14 protein-coding genes are annotated in these 17,285 nt (G+C 73.2%); 11 read left to right on the plus strand and 3 right to left on the minus strand.

The annotated features are described in order from the left end of the window. Positions 1-40: 40 nt before the first annotated feature. Positions 41-253 carry a DUF4287 domain-containing protein gene (locus ACIHCM_RS06115; protein WP_399889789.1) on the plus strand — a complete coding sequence of 71 codons (213 nt, stop codon included), beginning with the start codon at positions 41-43 and terminating at the stop codon, positions 251-253. Between the two features lie 12 nt (positions 254-265). On the opposite strand, the gene ACIHCM_RS06120 is transcribed toward ACIHCM_RS06115, so the two are convergent. Next, the gene (locus ACIHCM_RS06120) at positions 266-1,465 is read right to left on the minus strand and encodes an acyl-CoA dehydrogenase family protein (RefSeq protein ID WP_399889792.1); all 1,200 of its coding nucleotides are present in this window, start codon (positions 1,463-1,465) and stop codon (positions 266-268) included. A gap of 127 nt (positions 1,466-1,592) precedes the next feature. On the opposite strand from ACIHCM_RS06120, the gene ACIHCM_RS06125 reads away from it, so the two are divergent. Both ACIHCM_RS06125 and ACIHCM_RS06130 read left to right on the plus strand, forming a co-directional pair. Further along, positions 1,593-2,540 carry an ABC transporter ATP-binding protein gene (locus tag ACIHCM_RS06125; protein WP_399889794.1) on the plus strand — a complete coding sequence of 316 codons (948 nt, stop codon included), beginning with the start codon at positions 1,593-1,595 and terminating at the stop codon, positions 2,538-2,540. Continuing rightward, on the plus strand, positions 2,537-3,550 hold the full coding sequence (locus tag ACIHCM_RS06130; protein WP_399889797.1) for an ABC transporter: 1,014 nt from the start codon (positions 2,537-2,539) through the stop codon (positions 3,548-3,550). Before ACIHCM_RS06125 ends, ACIHCM_RS06130 begins: the two co-directional genes overlap by 4 nt. Positions 3,551-3,572: 22 nt before the next feature. Here the strand turns inward: ACIHCM_RS06130 and ACIHCM_RS06135 are convergent, their stop codons facing one another. Next, positions 3,573-4,553 carry a hypothetical protein gene (locus ACIHCM_RS06135; protein ID WP_399889800.1) on the minus strand — a complete coding sequence of 327 codons (981 nt, stop codon included), beginning with the start codon at positions 4,551-4,553 and terminating at the stop codon, positions 3,573-3,575. A gap of 550 nt (positions 4,554-5,103) precedes the next feature. Here ACIHCM_RS06135 and ACIHCM_RS06140 point away from each other — a divergent pair. From ACIHCM_RS06140 to ACIHCM_RS06155, 4 genes are all read left to right on the plus strand, one after another. Beyond that, positions 5,104-5,610 (plus strand): SigE family RNA polymerase sigma factor, encoded by a 507-nt coding sequence (locus ACIHCM_RS06140; protein ID WP_399889803.1) that lies wholly within the window; start codon positions 5,104-5,106, stop codon positions 5,608-5,610. Between the two features lie 11 nt (positions 5,611-5,621). Further along, positions 5,622-6,101, plus strand: a complete 480-nt coding sequence (locus tag ACIHCM_RS06145) for a hypothetical protein (RefSeq protein WP_399889806.1) — start codon at positions 5,622-5,624, stop codon at positions 6,099-6,101. An 80-nt stretch (positions 6,102-6,181) separates the two neighbouring features. Beyond that, the gene (locus ACIHCM_RS06150; RefSeq protein WP_399889809.1) at positions 6,182-7,438 is read left to right on the plus strand and encodes a glycosyltransferase; all 1,257 of its coding nucleotides are present in this window, start codon (positions 6,182-6,184) and stop codon (positions 7,436-7,438) included. Then, positions 7,435-8,700 (plus strand): hypothetical protein, encoded by a 1,266-nt coding sequence (locus ACIHCM_RS06155; RefSeq protein WP_399889813.1) that lies wholly within the window; start codon positions 7,435-7,437, stop codon positions 8,698-8,700. Before ACIHCM_RS06150 ends, ACIHCM_RS06155 begins: the two co-directional genes overlap by 4 nt. A 151-nt stretch (positions 8,701-8,851) precedes the next feature. Here ACIHCM_RS06155 and ACIHCM_RS06160 read toward each other — a convergent pair whose 3' ends face one another. Continuing rightward, entirely contained in the window at positions 8,852-10,195 is a 1,344-nt protein-coding gene (locus tag ACIHCM_RS06160) for a hydrolytic protein (protein WP_399889816.1), read from the minus strand. 198 nt (positions 10,196-10,393) lie between these two features. Between ACIHCM_RS06160 and ACIHCM_RS06165 the strand changes: the two genes are divergently transcribed. The 4 genes from ACIHCM_RS06165 (at position 10,394) to ACIHCM_RS06180 (ending at position 17,265) form a co-directional block, all read left to right on the plus strand. Beyond that, positions 10,394-11,107 (plus strand): LuxR C-terminal-related transcriptional regulator, encoded by a 714-nt coding sequence (locus ACIHCM_RS06165; protein WP_399889819.1) that lies wholly within the window; start codon positions 10,394-10,396, stop codon positions 11,105-11,107. Positions 11,108-11,243: 136 nt separating this feature from the next. Beyond that, a complete protein-coding gene (locus ACIHCM_RS06170; RefSeq protein WP_399889823.1) occupies positions 11,244-14,453 on the plus strand; it encodes a hypothetical protein in 3,210 nt (1,069 codons plus the stop codon). After that, on the plus strand, positions 14,450-15,157 hold the full coding sequence (locus ACIHCM_RS06175; protein ID WP_399889826.1) for a DUF4255 domain-containing protein: 708 nt from the start codon (positions 14,450-14,452) through the stop codon (positions 15,155-15,157). The genes ACIHCM_RS06170 and ACIHCM_RS06175 overlap by 4 nt, the downstream gene beginning before the upstream one ends. Before the next feature lie 20 nt (positions 15,158-15,177). Continuing rightward, entirely contained in the window at positions 15,178-17,265 is a 2,088-nt protein-coding gene (locus ACIHCM_RS06180) for an AAA family ATPase (RefSeq protein ID WP_399890566.1), read from the plus strand. The last annotated feature ends 20 nt before the right edge of the window (positions 17,266-17,285 follow it).

Below are 17,285 nucleotides of genomic sequence, written 5' to 3' on the forward strand. Positions count from 1 at the left end.
TCGAACCGCAGCACCCTCCGGCAGAGAAGGACGTGACCGCATGACCGCACAGGTGAAGGGCCCCGCCGCCTACTTTCCCTCGATCGAGAAGAAGTACGGCCGTCCCGTGGCGGAGTGGAAGGACCTGATCCGTGCCTCGCCCCTGACGAAGCACAGGGAACTCGTCTCCTGGCTCAAGTCCGAGCACGGACTGGGCCACGGCCACGCCAACGCGCTCGTGGCCCACACCCTCGCCGAGGACACCGGCAGCTAGACCCGCCCCGGATCAGACGAACGCGCTGTGCCCGGTGATGGCCTTGCCGACGATCAGCGTCTGCATCTCCTGCGTGCCCTCGTAGGAGTACAGGGCCTCGGCGTCGGCGAAGAACCGCGCGATGTCGTGGTCCAGCAGGATCCCGTTGCCGCCGAAGATCTCCCGGCACCGGGCGACGACCTCGCGCATCCGGGAGGTGACGAAGGCCTTCGCGAGCGCCGAGTCCTGGTCGCGGAAGATGCCGGAGTCCTGGAGCCGGGCCAGCTGCACGAGCATGCCCCAGGACGCGGTGATGTCGCCCAGGCACTTCACCAGGTGGTCCTGCACCAGCTGGAACCCGGCGATGGGACGCCCGAACGCGTGGCGCTCCTTGGCGTACTCCAGAGCCAGCTCGTACGCGCCGATCATCACGCCGAGTGCCATCCAGGCGACGCCGCCGCGGGTCTGGCGGAGGATCTCCGCGACATCACGGAAGTCGTTGATCCGCTGGAGCCGGTTCGCCTCCGGCACCCGGACGCCGCTGAGCGTGATCTGTGCGTTCTGCACGATACGCAGCGCGATCTTGCCCTCGATCTTCTCCGGCCGGAAGCCCGGGGTGCCCCTCTCCACGACGAAGGCCTTGACCTGGTCGTCCTCGATGTCCCTGGCGAACACCACGACGAGGTCGGCGAGGGTCGCGTTGCCGATCCACTTCTTCGCGCCGTCGAGGACCCAGGTGTCGCCCTCGCGCCGGGCGGTCGTCCGCATGCCGCCCGCGACGTCCGAGCCGCCTTCCGGCTCGGTCAGCGCGAAGGCGCCGATCTTGTCCAGGCCGGCCATCGCGGGCAGGAACCGCTCGCGCTGCTCCTCGCTGCCGCCCGCGTAGAGGGAGTAGAACCCAAGTCCGTTGTGCACACCGAAGAACGTGCAGACGGAGGCATCGGTGCGGGCCATCTCCATGCCCAGCATGCCGCCGAGCAGGTGGCTGACGGCCGGCTTGTGCTCGCCGTAGCCCTCGTAGCCGAGCGCGATCAGGCCGCTGCCGCGGAACTTCTCGATCAGCTCCGGCGGCAACTCCGCCTTGGCCCAGGCGTCGTTGACGAGGGGCCTGATCTCGTCCCGCATGAAGGCCCGGGCCTTGAGGAGGATCTTGCGCTCCTCGTCCGGGAGCAGCGACTCGTAGTGGTAGAAGTCGGCGGTGAGCTGGTCCTCGAGTGGGCCCACGGTGGTCATGTCGGTTCGTCCCCTCGCTCGACTCCTGATGCGTAGAGCCTCCGTATGCCCTCTGTCCGGGATGCCGAACGGCGTTGACAGGAGTGGTCGCCGCCTTCCATCATCATTCCACTAATCAAGTAGTTAAATGGTGGTGGATGACGTGAGTGACGGTCAGTACGCCGGGGACACGGCGTTGGAGGCCTCCGGCGTGGGGGTGCGCTACCGGCGGGGGTGGGCCCTGCGGGACTGCTCCTTCCGGCTGCCGGCCGGGCGGATCTGCGGGCTCGTCGGGCCCAACGGGGCGGGCAAGACCACGTTGATGGGCGTCGCCGCGAACGTGCTGGAGCCGACGGAGGGCACGCTCCGGGTGTTCGGCGCCGCCCCCGAGTCCGCGGAGGCGGGCCGGCGCACGGCGTTCCTCGCCCAGGAGAAGCCGCTGTACCGCCGCTTCACGGTGGCCGAGACCCTGCGGCTGGGGCGGGAGCTGAACCCCGGCTGGGACCAGCGGGCCGCCGAGGACATCGTGCGGGCCGGGAACGTGCCGCTGCACGCCAGGGTCGGCACGCTCTCCGGCGGGCAGCGCACCCGCGTCGCCTTCGCGCTCGCCTTCGGCAAGCGGCCCGACCTGCTGCTCCTCGACGAGCCGATGTCCGACCTCGACCCGGTCGTACGGCATGAACTCATGGGCACGCTCATGGCCGAGGCCGCCGAGCGCGGCACCACCGTTCTGATGTCCACCCACGTCCTGGCCGAGCTGGAGAACGTCTGCGACTACCTCGTCGTCATCGCCTCCGGAGGTGTGCGCCTCGCCGGTGACGTGGACGAACTGCTCGCCGTGCACGCCCTGGTCAGCGGCGTCCGCGAGGACGAGGGCCTGCCCGCCGGCCTGGCCGGGCACACCGTCGTCGAGGCCCGCACCACCGGACGGCAGTTCACCGCCCTCATACGCACGCAGGGGCCGGTCACCGGCCCCTGGGACACCGTCACACCGACCATGGAGGAACTCCTGCTCGCCCATCTGCGCTCCACCGGGGCGTCCCCGCTGATCACCCCGACCGCGCAGGTGCACGACTCCCGGGCGGTGGCCGCATGAGCGCCGTCACCGGCACGCCGGTCACCACCGGGACCGGGGTCCCCGCCGCCCGCCGCCTGCGGCTCGGCGGCATGACCTGGCTGGTCTGGCGCCAGCACCGGGCCGCGTTCCTGACGGTGCTCGGCGCGAGTGTGCTCCTGCTGGTGTGGATCGTCTTCCAGCGCGCCGGTCTGATCGACTTCCTGACCGGCTACGGCTGGCCCACCAACGACCTCGCGGACCTGGGACCGGAGTTCGAGCCGTACGCCGCCGCCTTCGCTCCCGTCTCCACCGCGCTGGGCCTGATCCCGGTGGTGCTCGGCGTGTTCGTCGGCGCCCCGCTGCTCGCGGGCGACCTGGAGCACGGCACCGCCAAGCTGGTCGCCGCCCAGAGCGCGACCCGCACCCGCTGGCTGGCCACCAAGCTGGGGCTGACCGCGCTGGTGCTCACGGTGAGCACGGTCGCGCTGTCGCTCGCGTTCGGCTGGTGGTGGGCGCCGGTCAAGGAGGAGACCACGGTCCTGGACTGGACGAGTGGTACCGCCTTCGACACCACCGGCCCGATGCTCGTCGCCCTCACCCTCTTCACCGTGGTGTGCGGTGTGGCGATCGGCGTGGTGCTGCGCCGCACGCTGACGGCGATGGTGGTCACCTTCGTGTTCGCCGTCGCCGCCCAGCTCGCGTGGGGCCAGGCGCGGCTGGCGCTCGGCGACGTGGTCACGGTCACCACGAACAGGGGCGTCGTCGCGGAGAACTCGTTCCCGGTCCTGCCCGACGCCGCGTACCAGATCGACCAGTCGTATCTCACCGGCAGCGGCGAGCTGCTCGGCTGGAGCACCTGCGTCCAGTCGGAGACGGAACAGGCGCGCGAGCTGTGCCTGAAGCAGGCCGACGTGGTCGGCTGGTCGGTGGACTATCTGCCGATCTCCCAGATGGCCGGCATGCAGTGGCTCGGCGCGGCGATCCTGTTCGCCCTGACCGCGGCCGTCGCGGCCTTCCTCTTCCTGTGGGGACGCAAGCGCCTCGTCTGACCGCACGGGCCCGGCAGGGCGCCTACCGGCGGGTGGCGCCCTGCTTCGGGATGAACCGCGACGAGGAGTCCCGGTCGCGCGAGGTCCGGGCGGAGGCGCCGGCCGGTGACTCCCGGCGGCCCTCCCGGGACGCGGAACCGCGTGATTCCTCGGTGCCGGGAGCCTGGACGGGCGGGCGCGAGCGGTGCCGGGGCAGTGTCCGCCGGGGCGGACGGGTCAGCGTGATCTGCCTTACGAGCTGCTGAAAGCAGGCCAGCGCCGCCAGTCCCGGCAGGGCAGCCGTCACGGTGTCGACGACCGTGCGGGGGGCCTGCGCGACACATAAAAGCATCGCCGCGGTCGAAAAGAGGAGGATCACACACCAGGAGTGCACGGCCCGGCGCTGGTGGAGGGCGGCGCGCAGCACGGACAGCGAGGCCACCAGCCAGGGACCGTAGATCAGCAAGGGCCACAAGGAAACAATGCCGTCTTGAGTACGGGAAACGGAGAGGCGCAGCGGTTCGTAGACGGCCATTCCGCCGAAGAAACTCACACTGCACGCGATGACGGCCGCCAGGGCGGCGAGAAATCGGCTGACCGCGCGGAGGGCGTTGCGGCCGACGCGTGCGCGGGGCTTGCGGTGACCTTTCGGGGAATCCCTCAGCGGTGGCAGCTCGGCCGTGATCTCCTGGAGATTTCCGAGCGGGGTGCCGGGGACGGGATCGGTGACCGACGCGTCCGCCGCGGGAATGCCGGACGCCTCCTCCGCCAGCGCGTCCTGGAGCATGAACGCGAGTTCCTCGGCGGGGTCCCAGGCGGAGTCGGGGGGAACCAGGGGGCTCGGGCAGGCCTCCGCCGGACCTCGATGCCGGCCGGTGCCATGGGTACCGGGCATGGCGTAGGAGCCCTGCGGCTCGTAGCCGCCATGCGGGTCGTACGCGCCACGGGGGTCGTAGGTGCCACGGGAGTCATAGGCGCCACGGGAGTCGTGATTGCCATGAGTGCCATGGCTCTGTGTATACATAGCGAATTCTGGCGAATTCTTTTATTTCACCGGTGTGAAACCGGTCGCGGGCTGAGAGCCGAGCCACCTGCGGGCGAGATCGGCCTCCAGTTCGGCCATGACGTCCAGGAAATTCCGGAGAATCGGCTCGGTGGCCCGGAGAGTGACGGGGGGACCGTCTTTGGTTAGTGTTCCGTTGACACTGGCCGAGCAGTGGGCCGGGGCCGGAATGTAAGTGTAGGGACCCAGCGTCACCGCATGTCCCGCAGCCTTGCCCCCTCGCTGCTGACTCGCCAACAGGCCGAAAATACCGTCCCTGGTTGCCTTGGTCATATCCAAACTAACGGCACCCCATTCCGCCGGATGCGCAGCAAACGGGTGAAGGATTAAGGTAATAAAACGGTTGCCGCGTGTGAAATAAACTGATGACTCGCCTTACATTCCGGCGCATCGTCGATGATCGGACATCCGTGCCGATGTGACCCGGATCACCGGCGACGGGTGCATAGCGGCAGGCGCGCCGACGTCTTACTCCAGGTGTAGGCGACCGGCGGGAGCGGGGACGGTGCGGATGGAGCAGGCACGGGCGGGTGAGTTCGACGAGTTCGTGACGGCCCGCTGGCCGGTGCTGCTGCACCTCGCCCGGCTGCTCGTCGGGGGTGACCGGCATCGCGCCGAGGACCTGGTGCAGGACTCCCTGGTCAAGCTGTGGTTCGTGTGGCCGAAGGTCGCTCAGGAGGCGCCGGAGGCGTACGTCCGCACGGTGATGGTGCGGGCGGCGGCCCGGTCGGGACGGCGGCTGTGGTGGGGTGAGCGCCCCGTCGAGCGGCTGCCCGACAGGGCAGGCGCGGGTGACGTGTCCGCGGACGTGGCGGAGCGTTCCCGGCTGGAGGCCGCGCTGGCCCGGTTGACGCCCGGACAGCGGGTGGCCGTGGTGCTGCGCTACTACCAGGACTTGCCCGAGAAGCAGGTGGCGGAGGCGCTCGGATGTCCGGTGGGCACGGCCCGGTCGCATGCGGCGCGGGGAGTGGCGCGGCTGCGGCAGATCCTGGCCGACGTCGGCGAGCCGGTGCGGTGAGGGAGGACCCGATGGATCACTTCGAGCAGTGGCTGGCGCGGATGATGCGGGAGTCGGAGGAGCACACCCCGCTCGCGCCGCGGCATCGCGAACGTATCCGGGAAGGGGTACGGGCCCGCCGCCGTGCCCGGGCCGCACGGCGCGCCGCCGGCTCCGTCCTCGCCGTCGCCGGACTCGCGGTCGGGCTGTTCCTGCTGCCCGGCGGCCCGGACCGGGTCGAGCCCGCCGGGACCCCGCCGCGGCCCCGGGTGAGTCCGGTGCCCTCGTATCCGGGGCCGACGCGGGCACCGGACGGGTATCCGGGCGAGCCGTCCTCCTCGTCGCCGCCCGCGTCGCCCCCGCTGCCGGGAGGGACGGCCGTCACGACGCCGCCCTACTCCACCTCGGACCCGCCGTCGGGCACCCCGTCCCCGACGGACCTGCCCGACCCGACCGCGACGACCGCGCGGGGCGAGCCGGAGGGCATCTCGGCGCCGGTCACCGGCCCGTGACCGGAAACCGTGGCCCGTGGACGCCGGCGCCCACGTACCTTCGGCATACCCTGCGCCCGAGCACGAACAAGGACGAACCAGTGACAGAACGAGGGACCGCCGCCGTGAAGGACGTACATCCGCTGCCCCGACGCACCCCGGTCCCGACCGATCACCCGGATCCCGTCCTGGACGTCGTCGTCCCGGTGTTCAACGAGGAGACGGACCTCGAGCCGAGCGTCCGGCGGCTGCACGCGCACCTGAGCGAAACCTTTCCCTACGCGTTCCGGATCACCATCGCCGACAACGCCAGCACCGACCGCACCCCGCAGATCGCCGCCCTGCTGGCCGGTGAACTGGCCGAGGTGGAGGAGCTGCGGCTCGACGAGAAGGGCCGCGGCCGGGCCCTGCACGCCGCCTGGTCCCGCTCGCCGGCCCCGGTGCTCGCCTATGTCGACGTGGACCTGTCCACGGAACTGGCCGCCCTGCTCCCGCTCGTCGCCCCGCTGATATCCGGGCATTCCGACATGGCGATAGGCACCCGCCTGGCCCGCGGCTCCCGCGTCGTGCGCGGTCCCAAACGGGAGATCACCTCCCGGTGCTACAACGCCCTGCTGCGCTCGACCCTCGCGGTGGGCTTCTCGGACGCGCAGTGCGGCTTCAAGGCGGTACGGCGGGACGTGGCGGAGCGGCTGCTGCCCTTGGTGCGGGACACCGGCTGGTTCTTCGACACCGAGATGCTGGTCATCGCCGAACGGGCCGGGCTGCGCATCCACGAGGTGCCGGTCGACTGGGTGGACGACCCCGACAGCCGGGTCGACATCCTCTCCACGGCACTGGCCGACCTGCGGGGCATCGCCCGGATCGGCTCGGCGCTGGCACGCGGCACCCTGCCACCGGCCGAACTGCGGCGCGGCGACGCCGGAGAGCCGTCGGGCGGGCTGGTGATGCAACTCGTGCGGTTCGCCGCCGTGGGCGTGGTGAGCACCCTCGCCCACCTGCTGCTGTACTCGCTGCTGCGCCCCGTGGTGGGGGCCCAGGCCGCCAACGCCGTGGCGCTGCTGATCTGCGCCATCGGCAACACGGCCGCGAACCGCCGGCTCACCTTCGGCATCCGCGGACCGGGCGGCGTGATGCGCCATCAGGCCAGGGGACTGGTGGTGTTCCTGCTCGGCCTGACGCTCACCAGCGGCTCGCTCGCCCTGCTGCACCAGGCGGCCCCGTCGGCTGATGCGCGCGTCGAGCTCGCCGTACTGATCGCCGCCAACCTGACCGCGACACTGCTGCGCTTCCTGCTCTTCCGGGCGTGGGTGTTCGGCACCCGGCCCCGGCGGCGGACGGAGCCCGGGGCCTCATGACCACGACCCTCCCCGGTCCGGCCGCCTGGAACGCGCGGCTGCCGGACCGGTCACCCGTGCCCGGACGCGGCCACCGCCTGCGCCGTGCGGTCGCGCACCACGGGCCGGTGCTCGCCCTCTACGGCGCCGCGAAACTCGTCGGCTTCGGGTCCTTCATGTACCTGCTGCACGCCACCGGCGGCTACCGCTCCAGGCACCCGCGCTTCGGCGGCGGCGCCCGTCCGTGGGACGTGCTCGCCACCTGGGACGGCTGGTGGTACCAGCAGATCGCCGCGCACGGCTACGACCCCCGGCTGGAGCCGGTGCCCGGAGCCACCGGCCTGATCACGCTCGAAGGCAACTCGGCGGCGTTCTTCCCGCTCTACCCGGGCCTGATGCGGCTGGTCTGCGAGGTCACCGGGCTCGGCACGTACGGCGCGGGGCTGCTGGTGTCCGTCGTCGCGTCGTTCGCCGCGGCACTCGGCATCTACGCCGTCGCCGCGCGGTTCGGCGGCAGACGGGGCGGGCTGGCCGCGGCCGGGCTGTGGGCCGTGTGGCCCGGATCGGGCGTGGAGTGGGCGGTCTACTCCGACTCCCTGTACGTGGCCCTGGCCGCCTGGGCCTGCCACGCCGTCATGAGCCGCCGCTGGCTCACCGCCGGCCTGCTCACCTTCGCGGCCGGCCTGAACCGGCCGACGGCCGTGGCGCTGATCGCCGCGCTCGGGGTCGCCGCCCTGCTCGCGCTCCTGCGGGACCGCCGCCGGGACGGCGTCGTACGGCCGCTGGCCGCGCTGGCCGTGGCGCCCCTCGGCCTGCTCGGCTACCTGGGCTGGGTCGGCCACCGCATGGGGGACCACGCCGGCTACTTCAAGCTCCAGTCCGGCGCCTGGGCCCACGAGTTCGACTTCGGCCGGCAGACCCTCGACGTGCTGACCTCCGTGCCCGTGGGCCGTGACGACTACCTCTTCGCCATGCCGTTCGTGGACATGATCGGCGTGGGAGTCGTGCTGCTGGCGCTCGCGCTGCTGCCGCTGCTGATCCGGCTGCGGCCGCCCGCCGTGCTGGTGGTGTACACGGCCGTCACCCTCGTGCTGGTCCTCGGCAGCCAGCAGATCTTCGGCAACGTATCGCGCTACCTGCTGCCGCTCTTCCCCCTCTTCCTCCCGCTCGCGGTCGCGCTGCGCCGCCTCGGCACGGCCCACCTGTGCGCGCTGCTCGGCATCGCGGCCCTCGCCTCCGGCTCGTACGCGGGCTACGCCCTGTTCGAACTCGGCGTCCCGTGACCGGCGGAGACGCAAACGGGACGCCCGGCGCCCTCAAGGGGCGAGTCGGTGATTTTCAGTCCTCGGCTATCGATTTCCGGTCGGAACAAGATCCAACTCTTTCAGTTGTTACCGGCATCGATCGAGAATGCTCGAAAGTCTGAGATCCGAGTCAGCGCGTGGTGCCACTGAGGACGCCGCTCACGTTGAGGACCTCGTGGCACCCCGCCGCCTGCCGCCCGGTCGCCGGGGTGCCCGGCTTCGCGCAGGTCACCTCGACGGTCACGGTGTCGTTCTCGGGAATCTTGATGGGGGTCACCCAGTGGTAGTCCTGGTTGCGGAACGTCTCCAGCGCGATCGTGGTGACCTTGCGATCGCCGAACGTGATCGTCAACAGGCCCTCGTCGCCCTGGAAGTTGGCGACGACGATGTCCGTCACGCCGAAGACGCTGTCCTTCGGGACCTGGTAGGTACCGGTCTTCGTCTCTCCGGCGGACGTCTGCAGGTCGATCGTCGCCGAGCTCTGCCGGCCCCCTCCGGCCGCGGTGCCGTCGCCGGCCCCCCCACCGTCGCCGCCGGGGCCCGCCGGTGCGCCCCCCTCCTGGCCGCCGCCACCGGGCTGGTTCTCCGTGCCGCCGCCGGTACCGGTCCCCGGCGCCTGCCCGTCCCCCTGCTCCCCGGGCGTGGGGCGCGGCTGGACCGCCTCGGTGGCCGCCTCCTTGGCCGCGCTGCGCACCGCCGGGCGCACCAGCGTGAACCAGGCGAGCAGCAGCGCGAGCAGCGCCGCGAGCAGCACCAGCAGCCACCTCGGGAAGACGGGTATCTGGACGAACTCCGCGTCCAGCGTCGCCGCTACGGCGTCCTCGTCCCCGGCCCTCTCCTCCTCGCCGCGGGCCTCGGCGGCGTCCACGGTGAACGGCCACACCACCGGTGCGCCGAACCACACCGGCTTGCCGGTGCGGACCCGCAGCCCGGCCTCCACCGACTCGCCGGGCTCCAGCTTCGGATCCGCCGGGCTGAACGCGAACCCCAGCTCCTCGCCCTGCTGTCCGGCGGTGAAGCCCACCCGTACCGGGGTGTTGCCCAGGTTGCGCACCGCCAGCCGGTAGCGGCCGCGCAGCCAGCCACGCCGGCGGCGCGGGGCCAGCTCGGTCTGGAGCTCGTGGAACTCCTCGATGTGCACGGTGGTTTCGAGCACCCGCACCGCGTCGGGATGCTCGGTCGGCAGCACCCGCACGCCGAGAGGCTTCTCGCCCGCCCGGATCTCCGGTGAGCGCGGTGGCTCCAGACGGATCGTCACCGTCTCGGACGTGCCCGGATACAGGGAGACCCGCGCCGGCTCCACGGTGCTCCAGGCGGCGCACTCCCCCACGACCTCCAGGCTGTACGCCTCGACGATGTCGCTGTCGTTGCGCACGGTCAGGGTGGTTATGGCGGTGTCACCCGGCGTCACCGTCACCGACGGGATGTCGAGACCGGGCGCACCGGGACCGGAAGAGGCTGCAGAAGGGGTCACGCCAGCACGGTAGGAGTGCGCGCGGAGACCCGACGAGGAACGCGAGGGCAACACCCGGGCAGTCACGATGCCCGCCGGGTGAGGCTCAACACACCGCCCTGCAACCGCCGTTGCGGCGTGCCGCCTCGCGCGGGCCACCGTCCGGTGGTCGCATCGAAACCGCACACCCCCCACGAACACTGAGACAGGTGATCCACCATGACCTGCGTCGACGAGAACAGTCCGGCCACCACCACACGGATACCCTCCCGGACCCGGACCACACCACGGACCCCCGCTTCCCCGAGCCCGCACAGGGCCACCGTCGCCGTCTACGCCGCCGACCCGGTGCTGCGTGTCGGCGTCGTCCAGCAGCTGCGCCAGCGCCCCGAGATCGACCTGCTCGACGAGGCCGTCGCGGAACAGGCGCAGGTGTCGCTGGTGATCGTGGACCAGGTCGACGACGACGTGGCCGCCCTGCTGAACCGGCTGCGGCACAACACCGCCACCCGCACCGGCCTGGTCGTCGGCACCCTCGGCCCCGGCACACTGCCCCGGGTCATCGAGTGCGGGGTGGCCGCGGTGCTGCGGCGCGCCGAGGCCGACCAGGACCAACTGCTGGGCCTGGTCCTGGCGATAGCCAACGGCGAGGGTGTCCTGCCCGGAGACCTGCTGGGCAAGCTGCTCAGCCACGTCGGCAGCCTCCAGCGCTCGTCACTCGACCCGCGGGGCATGTCCCTGTCGACGCTCACCACGCGGGAGGCGGACATGCTGCGGCTGGTGTCGGAGGGCCTGGACACCGCGGAGATCGCCCGCAAGACCTCGTATTCCGAACGGACCGTCAAGAACGTCCTGCACGAGATCATCACCCGTCTGCAACTGCGCAACCGCGCCCACGCGGTGGGCTACGCGCTGCGCAACGGGCTGATCTGAGGAAGCCGGCGTTGCCCGAAAGCACAAGCGGCGCTTCCCCCGGCTGCGGCTCCGGTGCCCTGCCGTCCCGCGCGCGGCCGGAGCAGGGTGGCGGGGGCACATCCCGATGCCGCACCACACTGCGAGGGGGACCGTGATGGCAACCGCTGGCCCCGGCGGGCGGTACCGCCTGGGCAGACTCGGCACGTCCATGCTGCTGCTGATCCCGCTGCTCGGGGTCACCGCGGCGGCCGGACAGAACGGCGCCGAGTCCCGGCCACGGGTGGCCGCCGCCGGGGACGCCCGGGTCGCGTACGCCGGCACCCGGCACCGCAGCCTCGGGCGGGTGGACACCACCACCTCCAGCACACCGCTGTTCGGCGACGGCCCCGCCCACTTCGACGCCCAGCCGTCCGCCCTCGGCGACCAGCTGGTCTTCGCCAGCCGCCGCGACGAGAAGAAGCCGCAGATCTACCTGCGGTCCGCGTACGGTTCGGTACTCCGGCTCACCACCGGCCGGGACGCGGCGCACCCCCGGCTGACACCGGACGGCCGGTCCGTCGTCTTCGACTCGGCCGAACCCGGCCCCGGAGGCGGGACGCAGCGTGACCTGTGGCTGGTGCGCACCGACGGCACCGGCCTGACCCGGCTCACCGACACCCCCTCGGACGAGGAGGGCCCGACGGTCTCCCCCGACGGGCAGCGGCTGGCGTACTCCGGCGACGGCGACCCGCCGGCCGGGCAGCAGATCTATGTGAGGCCGCTGGCCGGCGGCACCGCCACCCGCGTCACGGACCCGGCGAACGGCGCGGCCACCGAGCCGGTGTGGAACCCGGTGAACGACGACGAGAACCGGAACTGGATCGCGTACACCGCCACCACCGCGGAGAACGGGCCCCGGCTGCGGGTGACGGACGGGACCGGCGACGAGCCGTTGTTCGGCGGCGACATCGCCGACTGGCGTGCGCACGGGGCAGCGTGGCTGCCCGACGGGGACGGCCTGGTGTTCCTGAGCCCCGAGACCACCTGCGAGTGCGAGGGGGACTGGGACCACGTGTTCCGCACGACCGCCCACTCCGGCGAGGTCCCCCGGCTGGTCCTCGACGAGAACCGGGAGGTCCTCTCACCCACCTGGCTCGGCCCGCTCGACGGCGGTGGCGTGGTGGTGGAGCGCACCTCGGCGGCAGCGGGAGGCGAGGACGTCCCCGGGGCGCACGTGGTGACGCTGCAGGACGCCCGCATGGACGGGTCCGACCCCCGCGACCTGGGGCTGACCATCCTCGAGGAGGACCCGGCGGCCGACACCAACACCGACCCCGCCAAGGACCCGCTGTTCCAGCCCGCCGCCGGGTACGACCCGTGGACCGAGCGGCAGAACTACACGCCCGACGGCCGCCGGATCGTGGTGACCCGCTTCGAGGACACCCCCGACGGCCGGATCGAGCGGATCTGGACGGTGGACGCCGACGGCCGCAACGCGGCGCCGCTGCCGCTGGCGGGGCGCGGCCCGAAGGACTGGGACACCGACCCGGCGTTCTCCCCGGACGGCAAGTACCTCGCCTTCACCCGGACGTCGCCCGGCGGCGTCGGGGAGGCCGCGGGGCCCAGCCGGATCCTCGTCGCGGAGGTGGCCACCGGCGCGATCACCGGCGAGATCACCCCGTCGGCCGGGCAGCTCCAGGGCCAGGACGCCCAGCCCACCTGGTCCTCCGACGGCACCACCCTGGCCTTCACCCGCAACCACGTCATCGACGGGAGCGGCGGCAACAAGCACATCTGGACCGTGCCGGTGAACGACCTGGGCCGCCAGCGCGACCTGAGCGTCACCGACTGCCCGGGCGACTGCCAGGTCATCGACGACAGCCCGGCGTTCTCCCCGGACGGGCTCAGCATCGCCTTCAACCGCAAGAACGGCGCGGGCCGGATCGACGAGCGCAACGGCATCCTGCTCACCTCCGTCTCCGGGGACGACTGCCGGGTGCTGCTTCCCGCCGCCGCCCGTGACCTGCCCGGGGCCTGCGGCAGGGAGCTGCCGGACACCTCGGCGAGCGGGCCCCACCAGCCGCGCGACGCCGCCTGGACGGCCGACGGCACCGGCCTGGTGTTCAGCTCCCGCGCCGGCGTCGCGGTCAACAGCCCCGAGAAGCTGCACCTGCTGAACGTCGCCTCCGGTGCACTCACCCCGGTCACCACCGGCCTGCCGGGACGCCAGAAGGAACCCAGCGTCCAGCAGTCCGTGGACCTCGCGGTCCGCGCGCCCGGGACCTCCCCGGAGGTCGTCGTCGGCCGGTCCACCACGGTCCGCGTCGACATCGTGAACCACGGCCCGTCCGCCTCTCCCGGCACCCGCCTGACCATCGCCCCGCCCGCCGGCGTCCGCATCACCCGGGTGACCCGGCCCGGGGGCACCTGTGACGCCGCTACCCTCCAGTGCGACGTGGGTGTGGTCCCGCCCGGCGCCACCGTGCCGGTGGACGTCACCCTCACCGGCGTCACCCCCGGCGACGCGCCGGTCGGCTGGTCGGTGACCGGTACGGTTCTCGACCCGCGGCCCAGTGACAACGCGGGCAGCACGCTCGTGCCGGTGCGCGAGGCCCCGCAGCCCCCGACGAGCCCGAGCCCCACGCCGCCCACCCCGGCCCCGCCCACGCCCGCGCCGCCCACCGGCGTGCCGCCGACGCCCGCGCCGCCCACCGTGCCACCGGAGCCCGAAGAGCCCGAGGCCGGGCCCGGCGTGCGCGTCACCGCCCAGCCCGACCCCGGTTACGTCGGCGGGCGCGTGGTGGTGACGTACACCGTGCGCAACGGGCGCAACGCGCTCGCGACCGGGCTGCGGCTGCGGGTCGGCCTGCCCCGGACCGTCCCGAACAGCGGACCGCCGGCCGGCTGCGACACGTCCTGGGTGTGCGCGCTGCCCGACCTGGAGCCCGGCGCGAGCACCGTCGTACGGGTCGTCCTCAGCCCCCGCAAGGCGATGACCGGCCGCGTCACCGGTGACCTCACCACCACCGGGACCGACGCCGACCGGCGCGACAACACGGCGCGGGAGTCGATCCGCGTTCTTCAGCCGCGGATCGAAGCGGTGCCGCCGATCGGCAAGCCCGGCTTCGTCACCTCGGTGCGCGGCAAGGACTTCCCGCCGGGCGTGCCCGTGCGGTTCGCCTGGAAGCCGGGCATCACCGCGGCCGCGGCGCCGACGGTGCCGAAGCGGGACGGCACCTTCATCGGCCAGCTGCTGATCCTCGCCAAGGACCAGACCGGGCCGCGTGTCATCACCGCCAGGGGCCCCGGGTTCTCACCGGTGAAGACCGACTTCCTGGTGGTCAGCGGCACCGTTCAGCCACCCGACCAGGTGGTGCGCCGGTGATCCACGAGGTCGACGAGGGGCTGCGCCGCCTGCTCGGCGAGTCCGGCCTGGAGGCGTCGGGCGTCGAGGTGGTCTTCGACGCCCCCACCCGGGACTGGGCGGCACGCCGCAGCGCCCCGACGGTCTGCGTCTTCCTCTTCGACATCCGCGAGGACGCCGCCCGGCGCGGCAGCGGCGCCGGTGAGGTGTACGACGAGGACGGCCACCTCGTGGCGCGGCGCAGCCCGCCACGCTGGTTCGAGCTGACGTACCTCGTCACGGCCTGGGCGAACCGGCCCCAGGACGAGCACCGGCTGCTGTCGCAGGTGCTCGTCTGCCTCACGGCCCACGACGCGCTGCCCGCGCGGCTGCGCACCGGCACGCTCGCCGAACTCGGCCTGCCCGTGAGCCTGGACACCGCCGGCGCCGGACTCGACGCGCCCGCCGCGTCCGACGTGTGGTCGGCGCTCGGCGGGGAGCTGAAGGCGTCGCTCGGGGTGCGGGTACGGGCACCGCTCGCCGGTGCGAGCGCCGCCGCCGCGCCGCCGGTCACCGAGGGGCTCGTCGTCCGCTCGGCCGCCGCCCGCGAGGGCGCCGAGCAGGCACCGGGACGCCGGCTGCGCTACACCGAGGTGAGCGACCCGGGAGCGGACGGCTTCTCCGGCCCACGTGAGCGGGGCCCCGCCCCGGCCCGGCGCCGCCGCCGAGGGGACCGCCAGCCGTGACGCACACCGCCGAACCCCTTGTGACAGGCGCGGAGGCCACCGGCCGCTCCGGCGCCGGCGCATCGGACCACCTGTGGACACGGCTCCGGCTCGTCGAGGAGCGGGTGCGTGAGGCGGTGGCCGCGCGGCGGGCCGTCGATCCGGATCCCGGCGATCCGTACCGGGGCCAGTACCTCACCCCCGAGGCGGCGGCCCGCATCCTCGACGAGCCGGGCGGCCTCGGCGTACCGGCCGGTGCGGCCTGGGAGCCGCCTGCCGGGTCCGTGCTCGACGGCCTCGCCCGGCGGTTCGGGCTGTCCCCGCTGGATCTGGACCTGCTCCTGGTCGCGGTGGCGCCCGACCTGGACGCCCGGTTCGAGCGGCTCTACGGCTACCTCAACGACGACCTGACACGGCGCCGGCCCACCGTCGGGCTCGCCCTGGAGCTGTGCGGGCTCGGCGGCGCGGCGTCCGCCCGGTTCCGGCTGGCCCCCGGGGCGCCGCTGGTCGCCGGCGGCCTGCTGGAGGTCACCGAGCCCGAACGCCCGCCGCTGTCCCGCGTCCTCGCGATACCCGATCGGGTCACCGCGCACCTGCTGGGGAGCGCGTGGCCCGACGCGCGGCTGGCCGGGGTGCTCGGCGAGGCCCACGAGGACCCGACCGCCGAGGAGGCGCAGGTGCGCCGGGCGGCTGCCGCGGCCGGCACCGGTGCCGGTCTCGTCCAGTTGCGCGGCCGGGGCGGTGATGCCGGGGGCCTGGCCGTCGCGGCCCTGCGCGCGGCCGGGCTGCGTCCGCTCGTCCTGGACGCGGCGGCCCTCGCCCTGCGCACGGCCGACATCCCGGAACTCGCCCGGGTCGCCGCCCTCGAGGCCCGCCTCACCGGCGCGGGCATCGCCCTCGGCCCGCTGGAGGCGCTGCCCGCGGAACCCGCCGAACGTGCCCGGACACTACGGGCGCTGTGCACGCGGTTGCGCGGGCTCCCGCTGCTCACGCACGGCACGGTCGGCTGGGACCCGGCGTGGGCCGCCGACTCACCCGTCGTGCTGACCGTGCCCGCCCCCGCCCCCGAACAGCAGGCCGCGCGCTGGCGGTACGCCCTCGAACGGGCCGCAGGCGCCGCGCACGGCAGCGCCGTCGACGCCGACGGGCTCGCCCACGCGGTCGCCGCGCACCGCCTGGACTCCGGGCAGGTACGCCGCGCCGCCGACGTGGCGCTGCGCACCGCCGCCCTCGCGGGCCGCCCCGTCGGACCCGACGATCTGCGCGCCGCCGTGCGCGCCCAGAACGGCGCCGGACTCGACCGGCTCGCCCGCCGGGTGGAGCCGGGCGTGGGCTGGGACGACCTGGTACTCCCGCCGGTCACGCACCGGCGCCTGCGCGAACTCGCCCTGCGCGCCCGCCATCGGGAGCAGGTGCTCGGGCAGTGGGGGATGCGGCCCGGCGGTGGCCGGGGGCGCGGCGTGATCGCGCTGTTCGCCGGGGAGTCCGGGACCGGCAAGACCATGTCCGCCGAGGTCGTCGCGGCGGATCTGGGCATGGACCTGTACGTGGTGGACCTGTCCACGGTCGTCGACAAGTACGTGGGGGAGACCGAGAAGAACCTGGAGCGGATCTTCACCGAGGCGTCCGCCGTCAACGCGGTGCTGCTCTTCGACGAGGCCGACGCCATCTTCGGCAAGCGCTCGGAGGTGAAGGACGCGCACGACCGGCACGCCAACATCGAGTCGGCGTACCTGCTCCAGCGCATGGAGTCGTTCGACGGGATCGCCGTGCTGACCACCAATCTGCGGGCCAACCTGGACGAGGCGTTCACGCGCCGCCTGGACGTGGTCGCGGACTTCCCGGTGCCCGACGCCGGGCAGCGCCTCGCCCTGTGGGACCGCTGTCTCGGCGACCGGCTGCCCCGGGCCGCCGACCTCGACCTGCGCTTCTGCGCGGACCGCTTCGAACTCGCGGGCGGCTCGATCCGGGCCTGCGCGGTGACCGCGGCCTACCTCGCGGCGGAGTGCGGTGAGCCGCTCACCATGCGGCAGGTGGTCACGGCGGTCGCCCAGGAGTACCGCAAGCTCGGACGGCTGGTCCTGGAGGGCGAGTTCGGCCCCTACCTGGCCGACGCGGCGGACGCCTGAGCGAGGGTCCCGATTCTCCT

This window comes from Streptomyces sp. NPDC052023, assembly GCF_044548465.1.
Lineage (GTDB): Bacteria > Actinomycetota > Actinomycetes > Streptomycetales > Streptomycetaceae > Streptomyces.